Raw genomic sequence first — 21191 nt, forward strand, 5'->3', positions numbered from 1 at the left:
CGTTTAGGCCCCCATTGAGCCTAGAATAACAGCTCGACCTTGCGGAACACAAAGAACAGCAACGCGGAGAGCGCGATGGCGCAAGGCAGCGTCAACACCCAGGCCAGCGCAAGGCTCCGGATCGTCGACATCTGCACCCCCGAGCCGTTAGCCGCCATGGTCCCGGCGACGCCGGACGAAAGCACATGCGTCGTCGAGACGGGCAGGCCGAAATTATCGGCGGCGGCGATGGTGCCCATCGCGACGAGTTCGGCGGCGGCGCCCTGGCCATAGGTCAGATGCGTCTTGCCGATCTTCTCGCCGACTGTGACGACGATGCGTTTCCAGCCGATCATCGTGCCAAGGCCGAGCGCGATCGCGACCGAAATCTTGACCCAGTCCGGGATGAACTTCGTCGCGCTGTCGAGGTTCTTCTTGTAGGCCGTGAGAGTCGCAAGGTCCCCTTTCGTAAGGTCGCCCGCCTTGTCCTTTTGCAGGACGCGGATTGCTTCGGAAGCCAGATACATATCATTGCGGGTATTGCCGGCCTTCGCCGCTGGAATTTTGGCGATGGACCCATATTGCTGAATCTGGTCCGCGATGTCACGGATCAGCGCGGCGAGCGAGGGGAAGGTGCCCTCGTTCATTTCATGCGAGGTGATATAGTTGGTGACGGCTGGCCGGGGGTCGCCCAACACTTCATAGCCTGAGGCCTTGGCGTCGACCACTTTTGACGCCGCGTGCGAATGCTCGATGAAGCTCGCAACCTGGCTTTCCGGCATTGCGCGGTTCAGCGCATAAGCCGTCGGCACGGTGCCGATGAGGATGAGCATGATGAGGCCCATCCCCTTCTGCCCGTCGTTAGAGCCATGCGCGAATGAAACGCCGGCGGACGTGAAAATCAGCAAGCCACGAATCCAGAGCGGCGGGGCGGCGTGCGGTTTTGGCTCGGAATAAAGTTCCGGCCATTTGATGAGGATCTTCATGACCAGTAGAAGAATTGCCGCGCAGACGAATCCGACGACCGGCGAAAGCAGCAGCGCGTAGCCGATCTCGGTGGCTTTGCTCCAGTCGACGCCGGAGGTGCCGTCGCGACCGCGCATCAGCGCATTGGCGACGCCGACGCCAATGATCGAGCCGATCAGAGTATGCGAACTCGACGCCGGCAAACCGAGCCACCATGTGCCGAGATTCCAGATGATGGCCGCGATCAGCATCGCAAAGACCATGGCGAAGCCCGCCTCAGAGCCGACCTGGAGGATCAGTTCGACCGGCAGCAAAGACACGATGCCGAAGGCGACGGCGCCGGTCGAAAACAGAACGCCGAGGAAATTAAAGCAGCCCGACCAGACGACGGCGACGGGTGGCGCCAGGGAATGGGTGTAAATGACTGTTGCGACCGCATTGGCGGTGTCATGGAAGCCGTTGACGAACTCGAACCCGAGGGCGATCAAAAGGGCGAGGCCGAGCAGAAGAAAGGGAAGGATGGTGGTGACGCTCGTGCCGGACGCAGCGATGTCGCGATAAATGCTGAAAGCGGTGAAGAACAACCCGAGCGCGACGATCGCCAGGAAAATCAGTATCGCCTGCAGCGACATCGGCTGGTTGAGATAGGGCTTTGAATCGACTTTTGGCGTCGCCAGAATATCTGGCGAGGATAGCGACGTCATGAAAATCTCCTCGTTTTCGCCAAGCCGGTATCCGGGCGGGAATGACGCGGCTATGGGTATTTTCACCTATCTTTGACCGGCGACACTTTCATGACGCAATCATCATGAACGCGCGTGAGGTTGGCCGGCTGCATCGTCAGGTTGCATCGGAAGGGCGGCTCGGAGCTGCCGGCGCGCGCTTGATTTTGGCGGCCGCTTGGCGCTAGCTCGAACACATCCCGACCAGGAACGAGGCTTCCATGCAAGATCTCATTGCGCGCATTTCCGCATCCGCCGGCATTGAGCCAGGCACCGCCGAGAAGGCGGTCGGGGTCATATTGGCTTTCCTGCGGAAGGAGGGGCCGAAGGGGGAGATCGACGAATTATTCGCGACCGTACCGGGCGCCGCGGAGGCGGCCGCGGCCGGCGCGGAGAGCGGCGGCCTGATCAGCGGCCTGATGGGCATGATGGGCGGCGGCCTCATGGGGCTCGCCGCGAGGCTCTCGGGGCTCGGCCTCAGCATGGGGCAGATGCAGGCGGTGGGCCATGAGGTGTTCGCCTATGTCAAGGAACGGGCCGGCGAGGAGCGCATCCGGCAGGTTGCCGCCGCCATTCCGGGCCTCAGCCAGTTCCTTTGACGGAGTGCGCGCGGCGACGTGCGATTGCTCACAGTCGGATGGCCCGGGTTCGGGCAGGGTCGAACGTATCGACCTTGCCTCAAATGCGCTAAGCAAATGCGTCCCATTTTGGATCGGCTTTTGAAACTTTGGCAAGATCGGCGCGGTACTGTGAATCGGAGCAGGGACTGGGGCCAGCGCGCAAAGGCGAAGCGCCCGGTCGATCTTTTCGGAGACAACGCCAATGGGTGAACTCGTAGCTTTCAAAGTGCCGAAAGGCGCAAGATCCGGCCGGCCGCCGATGGCGCGAGGCAGGGGCGAGATTATTTTTTTCACCGGCATCCGCCGGGAAGCCATATGCGAGGCCGCGCTGTTGTGCGCCCCCCACGAAGACAACGCGAAATCATCCGGGAAGGGTCAGGGCAAGGACTCACGCTGAGCCGGGCGGCCTTCCTATTCCGGCGAGGCCTCGGGTGTGCAGCTCATGGCTTTCACCCTCTGTTCGGCCTCAAGCCTTTCGCTCGGAAAGGCGGCGAGGGCGTTGATAAGAACAATTCCTTTTGTTGTCGGCGCGACAAGCCGCAGCTCCTGTGGCGCCTCGTCCTCTTCGTCCGAAGCCTCGAGGGACTCGAGTTGCTCGGCGGTCAGAACCAGCACGTCAATCTTGCCTCGCTGTGCCGCGCGCTCGGTCATCGAATAGAAAATTTCACCCGTCGGCGTGCGAAACGAGAGAGTGAGCATCCGGTCGGCGTCGACTTCGCCGGAAAGCCGCATCGGATTGCGCGACAGGTCATAAAGACAAGCGCCCTGCGCGAGAGCCGGATCGGAGAAGGGCGCCCATTCGGCCTGAGGCGTCGCGCGCGGCAGCACGGTGAGTTCGCTGGTTTTGGCGAAGGCCGACAGACGGCTGAACGGGTCTTTCCCCTCATACCTTGGCAGATAAAAGACGGCGAGGATATGAACCGCCGCCGCCACGAACAGCACGCCGAGCAGCCAGAGGACGCCGGCAAGGAGGCGATCGAGACGGTTCATCGGCATGCTCCCCTGACGATCGTCGGCAGGCTCGATGCGTCGAAGGCGAGCGTCGCGGCGCTGAATTCAGTCTCATAGAGGCGCAGGACAAGGATGAAGCTCCTGTCGCTGCCGAGCGCCAGCCAGTTCCCCGGCCGGGCGTTATGCGACAGGGTGATGGCGAAGCCGCCATCGGCGGAGCGCAGGATTTCGCTGGAGGTGAAGCCGTTGCGCTCGGCCGGGTTCGCAATCAGCCGGCCCTTCGGCGTCATCACAGTCAGCGTCCAGTAGCGCGCCTGCGGCGTCTGCCCGCTCACCGTATAGTCGCAGGAGGCGTCGAAACGATTGCCGGCGCTGTCATCCAGCGCGACAAAGCTGATGCCTTCCGATGCGCCGAGGGGAATCTCGCCCGAGAGAGCGAGCGTGGCGCGCGAATAAGGGTCGATATTGCCGGCGCCGTTCCTCGGCCAGGCGGTCCACGGACCCGCCTCGACGGCGCCGAAGCCGAAGCCGTTCCGCAGCGCCGCGAAAGTGACGCAAAGGCCGATCACGCCGCCGGCGACGGCGACGAGCAGGAACTTTCCGAGGAGGGCGGCGCGGTCGCGTAATCTGTGTCGGGAGGGGTCGCGGTAGAGCATGAGGTCTTTAAATCCGATCGATCCTGCTCGCTATGACCGCTGCCGATTGAATTGCATAGATGCGCAGAGAAGAGCGCCGCTCATCCGCCGCCCGGCAAAGCGGCCGGGCGAGCGGCCGAGGCTGCGTTCGCGCCGACGCCCGCGCCTTGCCGCAGCTTCTCAGCCGCCTCGATCTCGCTGGCGATGGCGCGCAATGTTTCGATCGAGCGGGACGACAGGCTTGCCGGTCGCTGCGGGGCGCCGCTGGCCGATGCGTCGGCTTCGGCGGCGGGCGGGGCGGGCGGCGCCGGCGCGGGGCGCCCCGGCAGAGGCTTCAGCTCGATGCCCTGATGCGCATAGGCCATGACGTCATGCCAGGTCGCAGCGGGCAAGGAGCCGCCGGTCATATTGTTCATCGAGGTGTTGTCGTCATTGCCGAACCAGACAGCGCCGACATAATTGCCGGTGAAGCCGACGAACCAGGCGTCCTTATAGCCGTTCGTCGTGCCGGTCTTGCCGGCGACCTCGATATTGTCGAGTTGCGCGCGCCTGCCTGTGCCGGCCAGAACGACCTGCAGCAGCATCGAATCCATCGTCACGATGGTGTCGGCGTCGATGATCCGGCGCGGCGGCGGCTCGTCGCGATCATGCCGGTAGATCACTTCGCCGCGGCCGTTGGCGATCTCGACGGCGGCATAAGGCGGCGCACGCAGGCCGCCGTTGGCGAAGGCGCAGTAGGCCGACGCCATATCGACCACCGTTACTTCATCCGCGCCGATCGGCAGCGACACTGTGTCGGGGAGCGGCGTCGTCAGCCCCATCAGGCGCGCGGTTTCGACAATCTTCGCGCGTCCCCGTTTGGCGCTCTCGAAGACATTGTTGTGTCCCGGGACAGGACTGGCCTCGCCGATGGCGATCGACAGCCGGACCGCGACGGTGTTCAGCGAGTGCGCCAGCGCCGTCACCAGAGGCAGCGAGCCGGCATATTTGTTCTTGTAGTTGCGCGGACACCAGTTGCCGATGCAGATCGGCGCGTCGACGACGATCGTCGTCGGCTTGAACTTGCCGGTCTCCAGCGCCGTCAGATAAACGAAGGGTTTGAACGAGGACCCCGGCTGCCGCAGCGCGTCGGTCGCGCGGTTGAACTGGCTCGCGCCATAATCGCGCCCGCCCACCATCGCCCGCAAGGCGCCGTTCGGCTCGAAGATCACCATGGCGCTCTGCTTGGCGTGATAGCTTGCGCCATATTGGCGCAACTGATCCTCAATCGTCGCGTCGGCGTGTTCCTGCAGGCCGGAGTCGAGCGCGGTGCGCACGGTGAGGACGCGCTCATCGCCGAGCTTGTGCGCTTCGCTGAGCTTCTTCACCTCGTCATAGGCGTAATCAAGATACCAGTCCGGGCTCGTCGTCTTGTTGCGGTCGACGGGGGTCGCGGGATTGCGCAGCGCCGCGTAAATCTGCCCTTCCGTGAGATAGCCGGCGTCGACCATATTGTTCAAAACGTCATTGGCTCGCGCGCGTGCGGCCGGCAGATTGACATGGGGCGCATATTTCGTCGGCGCCTTGAAAAGGCCGGCGATCATCGCGGCCTCCGCCAGCGTGAGGTCGCGCACCGATTTGCCGAAATAGAATTGCGAAGCGGCCTGCACGCCGAAAGCGCCGCCGCCAAGATAGGCGCGATCGAAATAAAGCCGCAGGATCTCGCGTTTCGACAGCCGGAATTCGAGCCAGACGGCGAGATAGGCCTCTTTGATCTTGCGCTCGAGCGTGCGCTTGTTGGACAGAAAAATGTTCTTGGCGAGTTGCTGCGTGATGGTGGAGCCGCCCTGAACCACGGTGTCGGCCCGCGCATTGACGGTCAGAGCCCGCAACGTGCCGATCACGTCGACGCCGAAATGATCGAAGAAGCGCCTGTCCTCGGTCGCCAGCACCGCCTCGATCAGATTTTCAGGCAATTCGTCGAAAGAGACCGAATCATCATGCTTGATGCCGCGCCGCCCGACTTCCTGGCCATAGCGGTCGAGAAACGTCACGGCGAGGTCCTGCTTCTTCAGCCAGTCCTCGGAGGTTTCCTGAAACGCCGGAACGGCGAGCGTGAGCGCCACGACGCCGCCCGCGATGCCGAGCGTAAGCGTCTCGCAGGCGAGCTCCACAGCGGCGCGCCGCCAGCCGGCCACATGAAACCTGTCCATGAAGGCGGAAAAAGCGGCATAGCGCTCCTTGGCTTCTTCGCCGCCGCTAAAAAGCGACGAATCGACAAAGGCGTCGAACGCCAGCAGGGCGCGCGCCGCCCTGCGCCAAAGCCGCGTTTCACGCAGGCGATCGAACACGGCTCTGTGCTCCAGAATGAGACTCGGTGCGGTCTATCGGCATTGACCGCAGTTTAGAGCATTTTCGCGCCGGGTGGCTACCGCTTCGCATCATGGCGCTGCGATATAGCGGAAACATGGACGCATTTTGGGGATTTCATGAATCGTGGAGCCTGGGGCGGACAGTGGCGTCAGGCCGAATTTGGCGCCATTTCACTTTCGTTGGCCGCGCGCCCCGATCTCGTGTTAAGTTGCTGGCAAAACATGGGGGGTATTGCGTGACGATAGTCCATGATTTTGTTGAAGAATGGATCGAAATGCGTTCTAAGCTTCAACGGCAGCTTAAGCTTCTCGAATCCGGTGAAATGAGGGCGGGACCTGACGTTGCCGCGAGCGCGCGGGACGCCACCATCATCCGCATCAGGAAATGGATTGATGAACTCAACGATCTCCTGAAGCAATATGCGCATGCCGACCGGACCTGAAGGCCAAAACCGCGCTTGCGTAGATTGCTCCAATGTTTGCAGCCGCTTTTGATCGAAATAGGGTGCTGATGTCCAGGACGCCCGGTTGCGCAACCCTTTGAGAGAATCGTCAAAATTCATGTCGCAGCAAGATGCAAAAGCCGACGGCGCTTGCGCCGCGCCGAAGCGGCCCGCGCCTGCGGCCAAAGGGCTGACGCCGTGCGTCGAACCCACGGCCCGGCCCCGGCAGGATCTTGACGCGGAAAAACCTTTTTGGCGGGAAAAACCTCTCGAAGAGATGAACAAGACGGAATGGGAGAGCCTTTGCGACGGCTGCGGACGCTGCTGTCTCGTCAAACTCGAGGACGAGGACACGGGCGCGATCTACTTTACCGACGTCGCCTGCAGGCTTTTTGACGCGGGCTCCTGCCGCTGCGCGGACTACGCCAATCGGCGGCGCAAGGTGCACGATTGCATCAAGCTGACGCCGGAGACGGCGCGCAGCCTTGCGTGGCTGCCGCCGTCCTGCGCCTATCGGCTGATCGCCGAGGGGCGCGATCTCGCCTGGTGGCATCCCCTTGTGTCGGGCTCGACTGAGACTGTTCATGAGGCGGGCGTTTCAGTGCGGGGGCGGGTCGCCGCCTTGGAGACCGAGGTCAGGCTCGACGACTACGTCGATCACATCGTCGCCTGGCCCGGCAAGCGGCCGAAGGCCGCGAAACGGCGCAGCGCCGCGCCGGCCGCGAAGAGCAAAATCCGCGGCGGTTAGACGCATCGCTCCGCGGAGATGTTTTGCCCGGCGCGGGTTTTGCGCCATCATCTGCGCCAAAACATGCGATAATTGTAATTGACGCCGGATCAGGGCCGCATCAATGTCCGCTCACACCGCAATCGACCGTGAAATTCGTTACGGCGCGCGCAATTACGCGCCGCTTCCGGTCGTCTTGGCGCATGGGCGCGGGGCGCATCTCTTCGATGTCGACGGCAGCCGCTACATTGACATGATGAGCGCCTATTCCGCGGCGAGCTTTGGCCATCTGCATCCGCGTCTCGTCAAGGCCATGCAGGGCCAGCTCGCGCGTCTCGATATTGTCTCGCGCGCCTTCCATTCCGACAACCTCGGTGATTTTTGTCAGGATCTCGCAGACCTTGCCGGGCTTGACGCCTGTCTTGTCATGAACACCGGCGCCGAGGCGGTCGAGACGGCGATCAAGGCGGCGCGGCGCTATGCTTATGATGAGCTGGGGGCGCCGGACGGCATGGCCGAGATCATCGTCGCCAGCGGCAATTTCCACGGGCGCACGACGACGATCATCGGCTTTTCCGGCGATCCTGCGTCAAGGCGCGGTTTCGGCCCCTTCGCGCCGGGGTTCGTCACGGCGCCCTTCGGCGACCCGGAGGCGATCGAGGCGTTGATTTGCCGCCGCACAGCCGCCGTCCTGATCGAGCCGATCCAGGGCGAGGCCGGCGTCATCGTGCCGCCGCCGGGGTATCTCGCGAGCCTCAGGCGCATCTGCGACCGACACGGAATTTTGCTGATCTTCGATGAGGTGCAATCCGGCTTCGGCCGAACCGGGCGCAATTTCTGTTTCGAGCACGAGGACGCAAGACCCGACGGCCTGATCGTCGGCAAGGCGCTCGGCGGCGGTCTGATGCCGGTTTCCGCCTTCATCGCACGGCGCGCCGTGATGGATGTTTTCGGCCCCGGCAGCCACGGTTCGACGTTTGGCGGCAATCCGCTCGCCGCGGCGGTCGGGCGCGAGGCGATCGCCGTGCTGCGCGATGAAGAACTTGCTGAGCGCAGCCGCGTCCTTGGGCAGACGCTGTTGCAGGCGCTGCGCGCCGTCGACCATCCCGCGATCGTCGAGGTGCGCGCCAAGGGTCTCTGGGCGGGCGTCGAGCTCGACGTCAATCAGGTCAAGGCCAAGGAGGTCTGCCTCGCCATGATGCGGCGCGGCGTTCTCGCCAAGGAAACGCATGAGAGCGTGTTGCGATTGGCGCCTCCCCTCGTCATCGCGGAAGCCGACCTCTTGCAGGCGGTCGACGTTTTTCGCGAGGCGCTGGACGAAGTCGGCGGCGCCCGTTCCGCGCGCTGCGCCGGGTGAGGCCTCGACGGATCATCCGATTTTGGGCGCGGGGGCCTATATCTGGCGCCTCCCTGCGCAGTCCTGCCCGATGAGGTCCGACCGCCATGACGTCCGACGTCGCTTTTCCGCTTTTCTCCGCGCCCTATGCGCCGGCCGACGAGCCGATCGCTGCCGAACTTCTTCGTAACGCTTCGCTCGGCGCTAATGCGGAAGCGCGCATTGATCGCCTGGGCGCATATCTGATCGCGGCGGCGCGCGGGAAAAAGACCTCGCGCATCGGCGGCCTTGAAGATTTGCTGCGCGAATATTCCCTTTCCTCGGAGGAGGGCCTTGCGCTGATGGTGCTCGCCGAAGCGCTGCTGCGCGTGCCGGATTCTTTCACCGCGGACCGTCTGATCGAGGAAAAGATTGGGGCCGCGCGCTGGAGTGGTCAGGGCGAGGCCCATGCCGGAGCGCATGGGTCTGAGCCTCTCCTTGTTTCGGCCGCCGCCTGGGCGCTCGGAACGACCGCCCGCATGATCGACAAAGGCAAGACGGCCGAGGGCGTCATCGCGGCGGCGGCGCGGCGCATCGGCATGGGCGCCCTGCGCGCCGCCGCGCGCCAGGCAATGCAGCTGATGGGTCAGCATTTCGTCTTCGGCGAAACCATCGAGGAAAGCTTGCGGCGCGCGTCGTCGCGCGAGGGCCGGTCAAACCGCTACTCTTTCGATATGCTGGGAGAAGGCGCGCGCACGGCCGCCGACGCCGCAATCTATTTCAAAGCCTATGCCCATGCGATCGAGGCGATCGGAGCATCGCGCGCGGTCGCCGCAAACCCCGAGCGGCTTGGCATTTCGATCAAGCTTTCGGCGCTGCATCCGCGCTATGAGCCTTTATCCCGCACCCGGGTCCTCGCGGAGTTGACGCCGCGCGTTGTCGAACTCGCGCGCATGGCGAAGCGTCATGGTCTGCATTTCACCATCGACGCGGAGGAGGCCGATCGCCTCGAGCTTTCGCTCGATGTCATCGACCGCGCTCTGGCCGACGAGCAGCTCAAAGGCTGGGGCGGCTTCGGCCTTGCCGTGCAGGCCTATCTCAAACGCTCGATCGCGGTCATCGATCATGTCGCGACGCTGGCGCGCCAGCATCAAAGGCGCTTGACCCTGCGGCTCGTCAAGGGCGCCTATTGGGACACCGAAATCAAGCGCGCTCAGGAGCGCGGCCTTGACGATTATCCCGTGTTCACGCGCAAGGCGATGACCGATCTCAACTACATCGCCTGCGCGCGCAAGATGCTGGCCTTGCGCGATAGCATCCTGCCGCAATTCGCCACCCACAATGCGCTGACGGTCGCGACGATCGTCGCCATCGCTGACGGCGTCGACGGTTATGAGTTCCAGCGCCTGCACGGCATGGGCGAGGATCTTTACGCCGGCCTTCGCGACGAATTCCCGGGCGTCACCTGCCGCATTTATGCGCCCGTCGGCGCACATGAGAATCTGCTCGCCTATCTGGTGCGGCGCCTTCTCGAAAACGGCGCCAATTCCTCCTTCGTCGCGCGGCTCGGCGATCGCGATATTCCGGCCGCCGATCTCATGGTCCGGCCGCAGGCGATCGTCGGTGAGGCGGCGAACGCCCGCGCGTCGGCCTTGGCCTTGCCGCTGGATATTCACATGCCTTCGCGCAAGCTCGCCGCTGGCGTCGAATTCGGCGATTCCCAAGCCTTGAGCGCGCTGCTCGCGAGCCTGCCCCAGACCGCCGCGGCGCGGCAGGCGGCGGTAATCGTCTCCGGCGCAAAGACGAAACTGCGAAAAAAGGCCGCCATTCCAAAACTGGCGGGACCGACGCGCGAAATGCTTTCGCCGATCGACGGATCGGCGATTGGCGCCGTCGCCGACGCCGGGACGAGCGAGTTGCCGCAAGCCATGGATGAAGCGCGCGCGGGTTTCCGGCTGTGGTCGCGCCAGCCCGTTGATGAACGCGCCGCCTGCCTCGATCGCGCGGCGCAAAGGCTCGAGGCGGAGGCGCCGCGCTGGCTGCGCCTGCTGCAGCTTGAGGCGGGCAAGACGCTGGACGACGCTGTTTCCGAATGGCGGGAGGCGATCGATTTTCTGCGCTATTACGCCGCCTCGGCGCGCGATCGCTGGGGCTCGCCGCAATCCATGCCGGGTCCGACAGGCGAAGACAACAAGCTCCATTGTCACGGACGCGGCGTTTTCGTTTGCATCAGCCCGTGGAACTTTCCCCTTGCGATCTTCGTCGGGCAGGTGGCGGCCGCGCTCGTCGCGGGCAATAGCGTCCTCGCAAAACCTGCCGAGCAGACGCCCTTGATCGCCATCGAGGCGGTCGCCCTGCTGCATCGCTGCGGCGTTCCGGCCTCCGCGTTGCGCCTCATTCCCGGCGATGGCGAGATTGGCGCCGCGCTCGTCGCTTTGCCCGGCGTCGATGGCGTCGCTTTCACCGGATCGGCGGATGTCGCCACGCGGATCAATCGCGCGCTCGCGGCCAAAGACGGGCCGATCGCCGCGCTGATCGCAGAAACCGGAGGGATCAACGCCATGATCGTCGATGCGACGGCTTTGCCGGAGCAGGTCAGCGATGATGTCGTCGCTTCGGCCTTCCGCTCGGCAGGGCAGCGTTGTTCGGCGCTGCGTCTTCTCTGTGTCCAGGAGGATGTCGCCGACAGGATGATTGCGATGATCGCAGGCGCCGCGCGCGAGCTCGCGGTCGGTGATCCGCGCGATGTCAGCGTCCATGTCGGTCCGGTGATCGACGCCGACGCCAGAGGCGCGCTTCTGGCGCATATCGGACGGATGTCGGCGCAGGACAAATCCGGCGCGATCACGCATTTTACCGGAACACTCCCGGCCGACGCGCCGGAGGGCGGTTTTTATGTCGCGCCTCATATCTTCGAGCTTCGCTCGGCGGCCGATCTCAGAAGCGAGATTTTCGGGCCCATCCTGCATGTCGTCCGCTATAAGGCGTCCGAGCTCGATGCGCTTCTCGACGCGATCGAAGCCAAGGGCTTCGGGCTCACTCTAGGCGTCCATTCACGCATCGAGGCGACGATCGCGCATATCCTTGACCGGCGCCTCGCCGGCAATTGCTATGTCAATCGAAATATGATTGGCGCGGTCGTCGGCACGCAGCCGTTCGGCGGCTTCAATCTGTCGGGCACGGGGCCAAAGGCCGGAGGCCCGCATTATCTCGCGCGCTTCTGCATCGAACAGACGATAACGATCAACACCGCCGCGGTCGGCGGCAATGTGGGCCTCCTCAACGCCGTGGAGTGAACAACGCCGGCCCAAAGGCAGATATCATCCCGGCCTATGCCGCGAGGGCCTGGGCGAGTTCGCGAAAAGCGTCCCTGCTCGACGATGATCCAGGTGATTGCTCCAGCGCCTTGTAGATCTTGGGAACGAGCGCCACGGCCTGGTCGAGCTCGGGATCATTGCCGGCCTTGTAGCCGCCCATGAGGCGGAGGTCGCTCGTGTCCTCGTAGCGCGCGATGAGCCCGCGCAATTTGACGACGAGATCGCGCTGTTCACTCGTCCATGCAATCTGCGCGAGGCGCGAGATCGAGGCGAGCACATTGACGGCTGGGAAACGCCCTTGGTCGGCGATGGCGCGATCGAGAACGACGTGCCCGTCGAGCGTGCCGCGAACAGCGTCGGCCACCGGATCATTATGGTCGTCGCCATCGACGAGGACTGAAAACACGCCTGTGATCGAGCCTTTGCCCTCTTCGCCCGGACCGGCGCGCTCGAGGAGCTTCGGCAAATCGCTGAAGACGCTCGGCGCATAGCCGCGCGCCACCGCCGGCTCGCCCGCGGCCAGGGCGACATCGCGCGCGGCGTGCGCGAAGCGCGTCACTGAATCGATAATGAGCAGAACGGAATCGCCCTCGTCGCGAAAGAACTCGGCGATAGTCATGGCGGTGCGCGGCGCGAGGCGGCGCATCGTCGGGGTTTCGTCTCCCGTGGCGACGACGGAGACCGCGAGCGAGCGGTTGCCGGCGAGGGCGTCATCGAGAAATTCGCGCACTTCGCGGCCGCGCTCGCCGACAAGCGCGAGAACGACCGTGTCGAAGTCCTTGGAGCCCGCCAGCATGGCGAGCAGCGTCGATTTGCCGACGCCGGACCCTGCGAAAATACCGATTCGCTGGCCGGCGCAAATGGGCGTGAACAGATCAACGACACGGATACCCGTGCGAAGTGGCTTTGATACGCGGGCGCGACGCAGGGCTGGCGGTGGAACGCCGTCGATAAGGGCGCTCTCGTCGCCTTGCCGCAGCGGTCCCGCGCCATCGATCGGCGCCCCGAGCGCGTTGATGACGCGTCCCTTCCAGCTCCGGTGTGGCGAGAGGCGCAAAGGTCCAGCGCGATAAACGCGCTCTCCGAGACTCGTCAGCGTGTTGGCCTCGAACGCCTTGATGCTGGCGCCCTGCGCGTCGATGCGCACGACTTCGGCGAGATGCGCCGATCCGCCGGCGCCGAAGCTGACGCATTCGCCGAGCTTGAGGACAGGCGAGAGACCGCATACGCGCGCCTGGGCGGAAGAGACTTCGCTGACCGCGCCGCTGATCCTGACAAGCGGCTCCGCTGCGGCTTGCGCCACGGAATGCTCCAGTTCGGCGAGCGCGCTATGCGGTCCCCGCGCCGGGCTCATGAGGTGGCGCCGAGGGTCTTTATGGCGTCTTTCAGCGAGCTTTCGGATCCTTCCGTCGCCGATGCGATGCTCTCGAACGCGCGGGAGACCATAATGAGTTTCGCCATTTCGAGCACAGGATTGATGTTGGCTCCCTCGATGAAGCCCTGCGCGATCCCATTACTTGTGAAATCGAGTTCGGCCGTCGCCGGCCTGTCGCTCACGACGCCGGAATTATTATAACGCTTGAGCTTGGCGCCGGCGTCGAGACTGAAGATGCCGATGGCGCCGATCTGATGGCCGTTCTGCGTGATCATGCCATCCTGCGCGATGGTCGGCGGTCCGGCGGCCGGGTCAAGCAGAATGGCCGAATTGCCGGCGTCGAGCACCGGATATCCGTCGACGCTCACCAAAGCGCCGCTCTGCTCCATCTGCATTCTGCCATCTTTTGTGTAGACCGTCCCGTCGGGCGTTTGCAGCGCAAGCCATCCTTCGCCCTGAACCGCGACGTCGAGCGGATTGTCCGTTTTGATCGGCACGCCTGCGCGTCTCGAAATGAAGGAGGCGCCCTGCGAAGCGAAAGCGACCGGGTTGGAATCGGCTTTCGAGATCAGGGACTTGAATTCGATCTCTTCCGCCCTGTAGCCTGGCGTGCTCTGGTTGGCGACGTTGGCGGCGATCGTCGTCAATCGCCTGTCGAGAGCGACCTCGGCGGATAGAGTGACATAGAGCCCGGATTGCACGGATCAACGTCCTCCCTGTGGTAGGTTGGCGATGCTGAGAAGCAGATTTTGGCTGATGCCTGGCGACGTGATCTGCAGCGCATTGGTTGGGGTCGCCGATGCGCTCGTCGGGTTTTGGGCGTCGTAATTTGCCGTGAACCGCTCGATGAATTTTTGCAAATAGGCCGGCTTCTGCAGATCGCTGATCTTCAACAGGCCGCTGATCGTCTTCGCCTGCTGGTCGATGTTCTGAAACGATATCGACGACGAGAGGCCGAACGCCGTTTCCACCACGTTGAGCAGCGTTTTATCGCCGAGAATACTGTAGGCGCTCGTGATATTTGGCGCCATGCGTTGAAAATAGAGGGCCATCTTTGCGCCGGGGCTCGTTTTGCCGACATTGGTCTCGAGCGCCTGTTCGACATAATCGTTGATGGTCGTCTTTTGAACGGAGGCCGAGCTCGTCGTCTGCGCGCCATTCGCCGCGAAATTGAAGGCGGTGGCGAGCGCCTTGTAACGGGGATCGTTCAACGTGTTGGCGAGGCTTTTAGGGTTGGCGACGCCGCCTGTCAGAACCTTGCGGATGAGCCCTTTTGCATAGCTCATGTCGCTGAGGCCGAAGGCCTTCATGACATAGGTGTAGAGTTTATCGTTTTTCAAAAGGTCGTCGACCGATTTGACCTTACCGATATTGGCCTGAAAATATTGGGTTTCTCTTTGTACGGTCGGGTCGGTTGCGGTGGTCGCCAGGGTTTTCGAGTAACTCCTGGTGAGCATCGTATAGTAGATCGTTGACGTCAGCATGCCTTTGGGTCCCCGCAACGCTGGACGCAGTCTTTCCCCACCGCCTTGCGCGGACCTGACCGGCGCCTGCTTTCGCCGTTCATCGTGGCAGGCGGCGGTATACGAAGCCCATCCGGTTTGCAGCGTGTTTTATCGAATGGGCCGGCGGTTGCGGCTTTACGGGGGAAAGCGCGGCGACTATGTCAGCGGAGCGCAACCGACCGGCTCGGCCTCATGAGATCGACCTGGACGGACGACGCGCATAAACCGGCGACCCGCTCGAAGACAGGATATCGAAATGCCCTTCGTCAATATCAAAATCGCCCGCGATGGCGCGACGCCCGAACAGAAGGCCGCCCTGATCCAGGGGATGACTGACGTGCTGGTCAAAGTCCTCAATAAATCGCCCAACGGGACCTTCGTCGTCATCGACGAGGTCGATCTCGAAAATTGGGGCGTCGGCGGCCTGCCGCTCGATGAATTCCGGCGCCGGGCCGCCGCCAAAGGCTCATAAGAGCCTCAACGGAATCTGAATTCGAGGTTCGGCCGCCGCGTGATCTGCGCCGCCGGCAACGCCGGCGAGAGGCGAGACCCTGTTATGAAATCATCAGTTCCACGCTTGCCGCTGATCGTCCTCGCGGCGAGCTTCGGCTTCGTCGTCGTCCAGTTGGACGTCACCATCGTCAATGTGGCTCTCGTCTCGATCGGGCGCGATTTGCATGCGCCGGTGTCGGACCTCCAATGGATCGTCGACGCCTATACCCTGCTTTTCGCGGCCTTTCTGCTCTCGGCCGGAGCGCTCGGCGACCGGACGGGGCCAAAGCGCGCCTTTCTCGCCGGATTTGCGCTATTCGCCGCCGCCTCCGCCGCGTGCGGGCTTGCTGGCGACAGCGGCATGCTGATCGCCGCCCGCGCCGTGCAAGGAGCGGCCGCCGCCCTTCTCGTGCCGCCGTCTCTCGCTCTCCTCGCCCACGCCTGCGGCGACGATGCGCGGACGCGAGCGAGAGCGGTCGGTTGGTGGACGGCGGCTGGCGGCGTCTCGATTGCGGCCGGTCCGGTCGTCGGCGGCCTTCTCATCGGGACGCTCGGGTGGCGCAGCATCTTCCTCGTCAATCTGCCGCTCTGCGCCATCGGCGCGGCTTTGACCGTCGTCTTCGCGCCCGAAGCGCCGGCGCACAAAAAGCGCCCCGTCGATCTCGCGGGCCAGGCGCTCGCCTTCCTGGCGCTTGCAAGCCTTGTCGGCGCCGTGATCGAGGCGGGGCGCCTTGGCTGGGGCGACAGGCTGCCGCTCGGCCTTCTGGCGGCGGCGGTCGCGGCGGCCGCGGGCTTCCTCGCCGTGGAGGCGCGAGGGCCGCATCCTGTCGTGCCTTTGAGCGTTTTCCGCAACCGGATATTCAGCAGCGCCGTCGTCATTGGAGTGACGCTGAACTTCGCTTATTACGGGATGATCTTCGTGCTCGCGCTTTTCCTGCAGCGCGCCGCCGGCTATTCGACGATAGAAACCGGCCTCGCCTTCCTGCCGCTGACGGCGACGTTCATTGCGTCCAATCTGGCGAGCGGGCCGGCGGTCGAACGATTCGGCGCGGGCCGGGTGACGGTGGCCGGCGTGCTCATCGCGGCGATGGGCTACGCGGCGACGGGGACCCTATCTGCGGCTTCGCCTTTTATTGCGATGGTTCCTGGGTTCATCCTGATCCCCGCCGGGATGGGCGCGGCGGTGCCGGCCCTGACAAGCGCTTTACTGTCGAGCGTCGATCGCCATTGGTCGGGAACTGCGTCCGGCGTGTTCAACGCGGCGCGGCAGGCCGGCGGCGCGGCGGGCGTCGCCGTATTCGGCGCTCTGGCGGCGGGGGACGGGGCGGCGATCGCGGCAGGGCTCAGAGCCGCCTCGGCTGTTGCGGTCGGAGTCCTTCTTTTCGCCGCCCTTATAGGCGCATCGACGTGGCGTCGCGCGTGAGGGCGCCTCACGCCACCGCGCGCTCCGGCATTTCCATCGGGCCGCCATAATAGCTGATGTAGCGCTCCTCGATGTCGGCCAAGGGCATCACGGTGAAGACGTCGACCGTGCCGAACTGGGCGTCGATCACCGCTCCGTCGCCGAACTTCGCGCCGACGCGCAGATAAGCCTTGAGCAACGGCGGCAACGCCGCGACGCCGCGCCTCGGGTCGATCGCTTTCTCGTCAAGAATGTTCATCCTGATTGATCGGTCGCGAACAGGACGCACGCTCCATTCCTGCGGCGCGGAGGCGTGATGATGCAGGAAGCTGAGCGGCACGGCGAGCGCGCGCGGGTCGACGCCCGGCAGGCTCGCGCAGCCGATCAGAACATCGATGCGGTGGTGCTTCGCATAGCGCCATAATCCACGCCAAAGCAGCTCTATCGCGCGCTTCGATCGGTATTGTGGGTGGACGCAGGAACGCCCAAGCTCGAGGAATCGCTTGTTGGCGTGCCGCGCCAGCAGAGGCGCGATGTCGAATTCCCGCTGGCTGTAGAATCCGTGATGGCGTTCGGCGACGTCTCGTCGCAACAGGCGATAAGTGCCGACGATCTTCGGCTTCGGCCGCCCGAAGCGATTGACGCGATCCATGTCGATGACCAGAAGATGGTCGCAGAAGGCGTCGAAAGGGCAGATGTCCCGCCGCACCAGCGCCGACGCCTGATTGGCGATCGCGCCCCCTTCCTCGTAGAAGACTTCATAGCGCAGGCGTTGCGCCTTTCGAATTTCCTTTTTCGTCGTCGCCAGCCGGATCTCGAAAGGTCCAAAACGGCCAAGGACGGGATCAAGCCCCGCGAGATCGCGGATGAGGCGGCGTGGCTTGATGAAGCGGGCGGGGGACTGTGCGATCTCGCCGAAAGGCGCGCCAAGGGGCCACATGAGCTGTCGAATCTCGCCGGGGAATGTTAAAGAAAAACTTAATGTGATGATACGAAGCTTTGATGACGCAAATGATGCTGTTGCGAGGCTCTCTCGACATAATCGCGGGCCAGGCGTTCGCCATTGTCATCAAACTGCAAGTCTGGCGCTGTAGAGTGGCGCCGCTGCATCGCTTGCTCCCGGAGCCACATTGCTCTTTTTTCGCGTTCTCCTAATCGGCGTGACGCTTATTGTGTTTCTTGGCGTCGCCGTTCCTTTGCAATGGATCGCGCTGTATTTGCGCTGGCCCTGGCGCGGGATGATTCCGGTTGCTTTTTGCCGGATCCTGACGCGGCTGTTGCGCGTGAGCGTCTACACGCAGGGAGCGCCCGGCCCGGCGCCCACCCGCCTGCTTGCCGCCAATCACATCTCATGGATTGACATTCTCGCGCTCTACAGCGTCGAGCCCATCTGCTTCCTCGCCAAGCGCGAGGTCGGCGGCTGGCCCCTCATCGGCTTTTTCGCGAAATTGCAGGAGACGGTCTTTGTCGACCGCAACAGGCGCCGGTCGATTCCGGCCGCCAACGCCGCGATGGCGCGGCGCATGCTGGATGGCCGCGCCGCCTTGTTGTTTCCCGAAGGCACGACCGGGGACGGGCTCCTGTTGCGCAAATTTCACAGCTCGCATTTCGCCGCCGCGCGCGATCTTCTCATCGCCGCCAGCGGCATTGACAGCGTCGCCGTGCAGCCGGTGGCGATCTCCTATTCCTCGCCGGCGGCTGCGTGGCTCGGCGAGGATTCGCTCCTGCCCCATGTCTGGGCGGTGCTGAAAGGAGAGCCGATCCGATGCGATCTGATGTTCGGCGAGCCGCTGCGCTACGGGCGCGGGACGAATCGCAAAATCATCGCGCGGGAGGCTGCGGTCAAAATCGCTGCGATGCGGGCGGCCGCGGGGCCCGCGGAAGGCGCTCTGACGCCAGCGCCATCGGCCGAAATGGAGCGACTGGCGGCGCCGTCCTCAATCGTCCCCGTCGCTCTCTGAAAACAGCTGAAACTGCGTTTTCTCGCGCGGCGGCTCGGCAAGCCCGAGGTGGCGGAACGCGTGCCCGGTCAGGATCCGGCCGCGCGGCGTGCGCTGTAAAAAGCCCTGCTGGATGAGATAGGGCTCGATGATGTCCTCGATCGCGTCGCGCGGCTCGGACAATGCCGCCGCGATCGTCTCGATGCCGACGGGGCCGCCGCCGAAGGAGAGCGCGATCGTCGTCAGATAGCGCCGGTCCATCTGGTCGAGGCCGATGCCGTCGACGTCGAGCAGCCGCAGCGCCTTATCGGCGACGGCGCGGGTGATTTCCGGGTCGCCGTCGACCGCCGCGAAATCGCGGACGCGGCGCAGCAGGCGTCCCGCGATGCGCGGCGTTCCGCGCGCGCGCCTTGCGATTTCATTGGCGCCGTCCCCGGACATGGTGATCGAAAGCACCTTCGCGCCGCGTCGCACGATGCGCTCCAGCTCCTCGGCCGTATAATAGTCGAGACGGATCGGAATGCCGAAGCGATCGCGCAGCGGCGTCGTCAGCAGGCCGGCGCGGGTCGTCGCCCCAATGAGCGTGAATTTGGCGAGGTCGATCTTCACCGAACGGGCGCCGGGCCCTTCACCGATGATGAGATCGAGCTGAAAATCCTCCATCGCCGGATAGAGAATTTCCTCGACCGCCGGATTGAGGCGGTGGATTTCATCGATGAAGAGCACGTCGCGTTCTTCGAGGGCGGTCAGTTGGGCGGCGAGATCGCCGGCCTTGGCGATCACCGGTCCCGAGGTCGAGCGAAAGTTGACGCCAAGCTCACGCGCGACGATCTGCGCCAATGTGGTCTTGCCGAGCCCCGGCGGCCCCCAAAAGAGGACGTGATCCAGCGCCTCGCGGCGCGCTTTCGCCGCTTCGATGAAAACCTTGAGATTGGCGCGCGCCGCCGCCTGGCCGGTAAAATCGGCAAGGCTCAGCGGCCGCAGCGACAGTTCTGCGTCGTCTTCGTGAGAGTCGGGAGCGACGAGACGGCGGGTACCAACGGCCAAAGACAGCAACCTCTTCTGAATCGCTATCTTATAGCATGATCCCGGGAGGTTGCCGAAATCGCCCGGCGGCTTGGCGGTCGGAGAGGATTCCGGATCCCGCGGAAGTTGAAAGGCCCTCTATCGCTTGGCCGGGCTAATCCCACTCCGCTCCGATCGGGAGGCCGCTACCGCAGCAGTGATTTCACCTTGCGCACGCCGTCGACCAGGGCCGGCGGCAACAGATATTTCATCATGTTCGACAATTTCTCGTGCTGAGGCGGTTCGACTGTTTTGGGGAACTGCGTGGTGTGGAAGTCTTCGCCTTCGCCGTCGGACCGGCCATTGCTGTAGAAATAGGCGGCGGCCGATCGGCGCGAACGCCCGTTCGGAGCGTTGACCGGCGTCGGATGCCCGTGCAGACTTTTCGACGATTGGTAGAAAAGAATGGAGCGTCCGAATTCCGGCAGGATCTCGGCGGCGCATTTTTCCGTTGCCGCGTCCCAGAGCTGGAGGCCGCCGCCGTAGGACGGCTGCCAATCCTTGTTGAGATAGGTGATGAACACGAGGCGGTTGTCGAGCCGCGTCACCGCGTGCTGGTTGAAATCGATATGCATGGCGAACTTGCCGCCGGTCGGGATGTCGTGCAGGCCGCCGGCAAAAAGCTCGGGATCGGTGATGAGGCCGTGAATTCCCGTCACCTGCTCAATGAAATCGACAAACCGGCCGGAATGAATTGTGCTGAAGTAGAGTTGGCTTGCATGTCCAAGCCAGGTCTTTGGCGCCGAGCCCCGCTTGAACTCGTTGCTGTTGTCATAGCGGCGCCAATCGTTCCAGTTCAGGCGATCGAAATCCGCATATACCATTTCCAGAAGCCGGGGCGAAAACAGGTTCTCGAAGACAAGATGCGGGAAGGGCTTCGCATTGAGGAAGGTCTCGCGCAGAGCCGCGATCCGCTTCGGCGCGAAAAAATCCTGATTCACAATATCGTCGAGAGCGAGCGTCGCGCCATTGATGACGACGTGGTCGCCAGCGGGAGGCGCTTCCGGGATGGCGGATGGGGCGATCGGCGCGAGTGTTGAGGCCTCGGACATGGTCGAACGATCCTTGCGGCGTGGGCTGACGGCAAAAAGGCGGCGTGTCGCCCGCTGTGCGTTATGTTGAAAGCGTGGAGTTGAGTCAAAATTACAATGTGGCGCGTCAGAAATAAATAAAGGAAACAGGCGCTAAGCCCTGGCCTGAGTTAAACGGCATTCGAATGTCCGCCCCTTTTGATGCGTATTTGCCGCGGGGCTCGCACGGCGGGTCGGTAATTCAGAACAAACTAACGATAATAGAGATTATTACGGGCAATAAATGATTTAAGTCAAGCTTCGGCGAGTTATTCTGCGGGCAAGCAACAAAAATTGATGCTTTTCATGCTCTATT

18 protein-coding genes are annotated in these 21191 nt (G+C 63.6%); 7 read left to right on the forward strand and 11 right to left on the reverse strand.

The window, feature by feature from the left end:
• Window positions 1–20: 20 nt before the first annotated feature.
• Window positions 21–1649: an inorganic phosphate transporter gene (locus SIN04_RS16870; protein WP_341264081.1), complete on the reverse strand. Its 1629-nt coding sequence runs from the start codon at window positions 1647–1649 to the stop codon at window positions 21–23.
• A gap of 239 nt (window positions 1650–1888) precedes the next feature.
• On the opposite strand from SIN04_RS16870, the gene SIN04_RS16875 reads away from it, so the two are divergent.
• Window positions 1889–2266, forward strand: a complete 378-nt coding sequence (locus SIN04_RS16875) for a DUF2267 domain-containing protein (RefSeq protein ID WP_134491075.1) — start codon at window positions 1889–1891, stop codon at window positions 2264–2266.
• 432 nt (window positions 2267–2698) lie between these two features.
• Here SIN04_RS16875 and SIN04_RS16880 read toward each other — a convergent pair whose 3' ends face one another.
• From SIN04_RS16880 to SIN04_RS16895, 4 genes are all read right to left on the reverse strand, one after another.
• Window positions 2699–3277 (reverse strand): DUF1254 domain-containing protein, encoded by a 579-nt coding sequence (locus SIN04_RS16880; protein ID WP_134491077.1) that lies wholly within the window; start codon window positions 3275–3277, stop codon window positions 2699–2701.
• Window positions 3274–3894 carry a DUF1214 domain-containing protein gene (locus SIN04_RS16885; protein WP_134491079.1) on the reverse strand — a complete coding sequence of 207 codons (621 nt, stop codon included), beginning with the start codon at window positions 3892–3894 and terminating at the stop codon, window positions 3274–3276. Before SIN04_RS16885 ends, SIN04_RS16880 begins: the two co-directional genes overlap by 4 nt.
• Window positions 3895–3974: 80 nt before the next feature.
• Complete coding sequence (locus SIN04_RS16890) at window positions 3975–6203, reverse strand: PBP1A family penicillin-binding protein (RefSeq protein WP_341264082.1); 2229 nt, start codon at window positions 6201–6203, stop codon at window positions 3975–3977.
• A 170-nt stretch (window positions 6204–6373) separates the two neighbouring features.
• Window positions 6374–6787 (reverse strand): hypothetical protein, encoded by a 414-nt coding sequence (locus SIN04_RS16895; RefSeq protein ID WP_134491081.1) that lies wholly within the window; start codon window positions 6785–6787, stop codon window positions 6374–6376.
• 157 nt (window positions 6788–6944) lie between these two features.
• Between SIN04_RS16895 and SIN04_RS16900 the strand changes: the two genes are divergently transcribed.
• The 3 genes from SIN04_RS16900 (at window position 6945) to putA (ending at window position 12005) form a co-directional block, all read left to right on the forward strand.
• Window positions 6945–7415 carry a YcgN family cysteine cluster protein gene (locus tag SIN04_RS16900; protein WP_244605999.1) on the forward strand — a complete coding sequence of 157 codons (471 nt, stop codon included), beginning with the start codon at window positions 6945–6947 and terminating at the stop codon, window positions 7413–7415.
• A 103-nt stretch (window positions 7416–7518) separates the two neighbouring features.
• The gene (rocD, locus tag SIN04_RS16905; protein ID WP_341264083.1) at window positions 7519–8751 is read left to right on the forward strand and encodes an ornithine--oxo-acid transaminase; all 1233 of its coding nucleotides are present in this window, start codon (window positions 7519–7521) and stop codon (window positions 8749–8751) included.
• An 86-nt stretch (window positions 8752–8837) separates the two neighbouring features.
• Complete coding sequence (putA, locus tag SIN04_RS16910) at window positions 8838–12005, forward strand: bifunctional proline dehydrogenase/L-glutamate gamma-semialdehyde dehydrogenase PutA (RefSeq protein ID WP_341264084.1); 3168 nt, start codon at window positions 8838–8840, stop codon at window positions 12003–12005.
• Between the two features lie 34 nt (window positions 12006–12039).
• Here putA and fliI read toward each other — a convergent pair whose 3' ends face one another.
• Genes fliI through SIN04_RS16925 form a run of 3 tightly spaced genes read right to left on the reverse strand, consistent with a single transcriptional unit; the run spans window position 12040 to window position 14885 of the window.
• On the reverse strand, window positions 12040–13380 hold the full coding sequence (gene fliI / locus SIN04_RS16915; RefSeq protein WP_134491087.1) for a flagellar protein export ATPase FliI: 1341 nt from the start codon (window positions 13378–13380) through the stop codon (window positions 12040–12042).
• A complete protein-coding gene (flgF, locus tag SIN04_RS16920; protein WP_341264085.1) occupies window positions 13377–14102 on the reverse strand; it encodes a flagellar basal-body rod protein FlgF in 726 nt (241 codons plus the stop codon). The genes fliI and flgF overlap by 4 nt, the downstream gene beginning before the upstream one ends.
• Window positions 14103–14105: 3 nt before the next feature.
• On the reverse strand, window positions 14106–14885 hold the full coding sequence (locus SIN04_RS16925) for a DUF1217 domain-containing protein (protein ID WP_134491089.1): 780 nt from the start codon (window positions 14883–14885) through the stop codon (window positions 14106–14108).
• Between the two features lie 277 nt (window positions 14886–15162).
• Between SIN04_RS16925 and SIN04_RS16930 the strand changes: the two genes are divergently transcribed.
• Both SIN04_RS16930 and SIN04_RS16935 read left to right on the forward strand, forming a co-directional pair.
• Complete coding sequence (locus SIN04_RS16930) at window positions 15163–15378, forward strand: tautomerase family protein (RefSeq protein WP_134491091.1); 216 nt, start codon at window positions 15163–15165, stop codon at window positions 15376–15378.
• Window positions 15379–15462: 84 nt separating this feature from the next.
• Window positions 15463–16821: an MFS transporter gene (locus SIN04_RS16935; RefSeq protein ID WP_134491093.1), complete on the forward strand. Its 1359-nt coding sequence runs from the start codon at window positions 15463–15465 to the stop codon at window positions 16819–16821.
• Window positions 16822–16828: 7 nt separating this feature from the next.
• Here the strand turns inward: SIN04_RS16935 and SIN04_RS16940 are convergent, their stop codons facing one another.
• The gene (locus tag SIN04_RS16940; protein WP_134491095.1) at window positions 16829–17740 is read right to left on the reverse strand and encodes a GNAT family N-acetyltransferase; all 912 of its coding nucleotides are present in this window, start codon (window positions 17738–17740) and stop codon (window positions 16829–16831) included.
• A gap of 190 nt (window positions 17741–17930) precedes the next feature.
• On the opposite strand from SIN04_RS16940, the gene SIN04_RS16945 reads away from it, so the two are divergent.
• Window positions 17931–18761, forward strand: a complete 831-nt coding sequence (locus SIN04_RS16945) for a lysophospholipid acyltransferase family protein (protein WP_134491097.1) — start codon at window positions 17931–17933, stop codon at window positions 18759–18761.
• On the opposite strand, the gene ruvB is transcribed toward SIN04_RS16945, so the two are convergent.
• Both ruvB and SIN04_RS16955 read right to left on the reverse strand, forming a co-directional pair.
• A complete protein-coding gene (gene ruvB, locus SIN04_RS16950) occupies window positions 18738–19787 on the reverse strand; it encodes a Holliday junction branch migration DNA helicase RuvB (RefSeq protein WP_174512388.1) in 1050 nt (349 codons plus the stop codon). The genes SIN04_RS16945 and ruvB overlap by 24 nt on opposite strands.
• Window positions 19788–19951: 164 nt before the next feature.
• Window positions 19952–20857 (reverse strand): 2OG-Fe(II) oxygenase, encoded by a 906-nt coding sequence (locus SIN04_RS16955; RefSeq protein ID WP_134491101.1) that lies wholly within the window; start codon window positions 20855–20857, stop codon window positions 19952–19954.
• Between the last annotated feature and the right edge of the window lie 334 nt (window positions 20858–21191).

The sequence above is a fragment of the Methylocella tundrae genome (genome assembly GCF_038024855.1).
In the GTDB taxonomy this organism is placed as follows: Bacteria; Pseudomonadota; Alphaproteobacteria; order Rhizobiales; family Beijerinckiaceae; genus Methylocapsa; species Methylocapsa tundrae.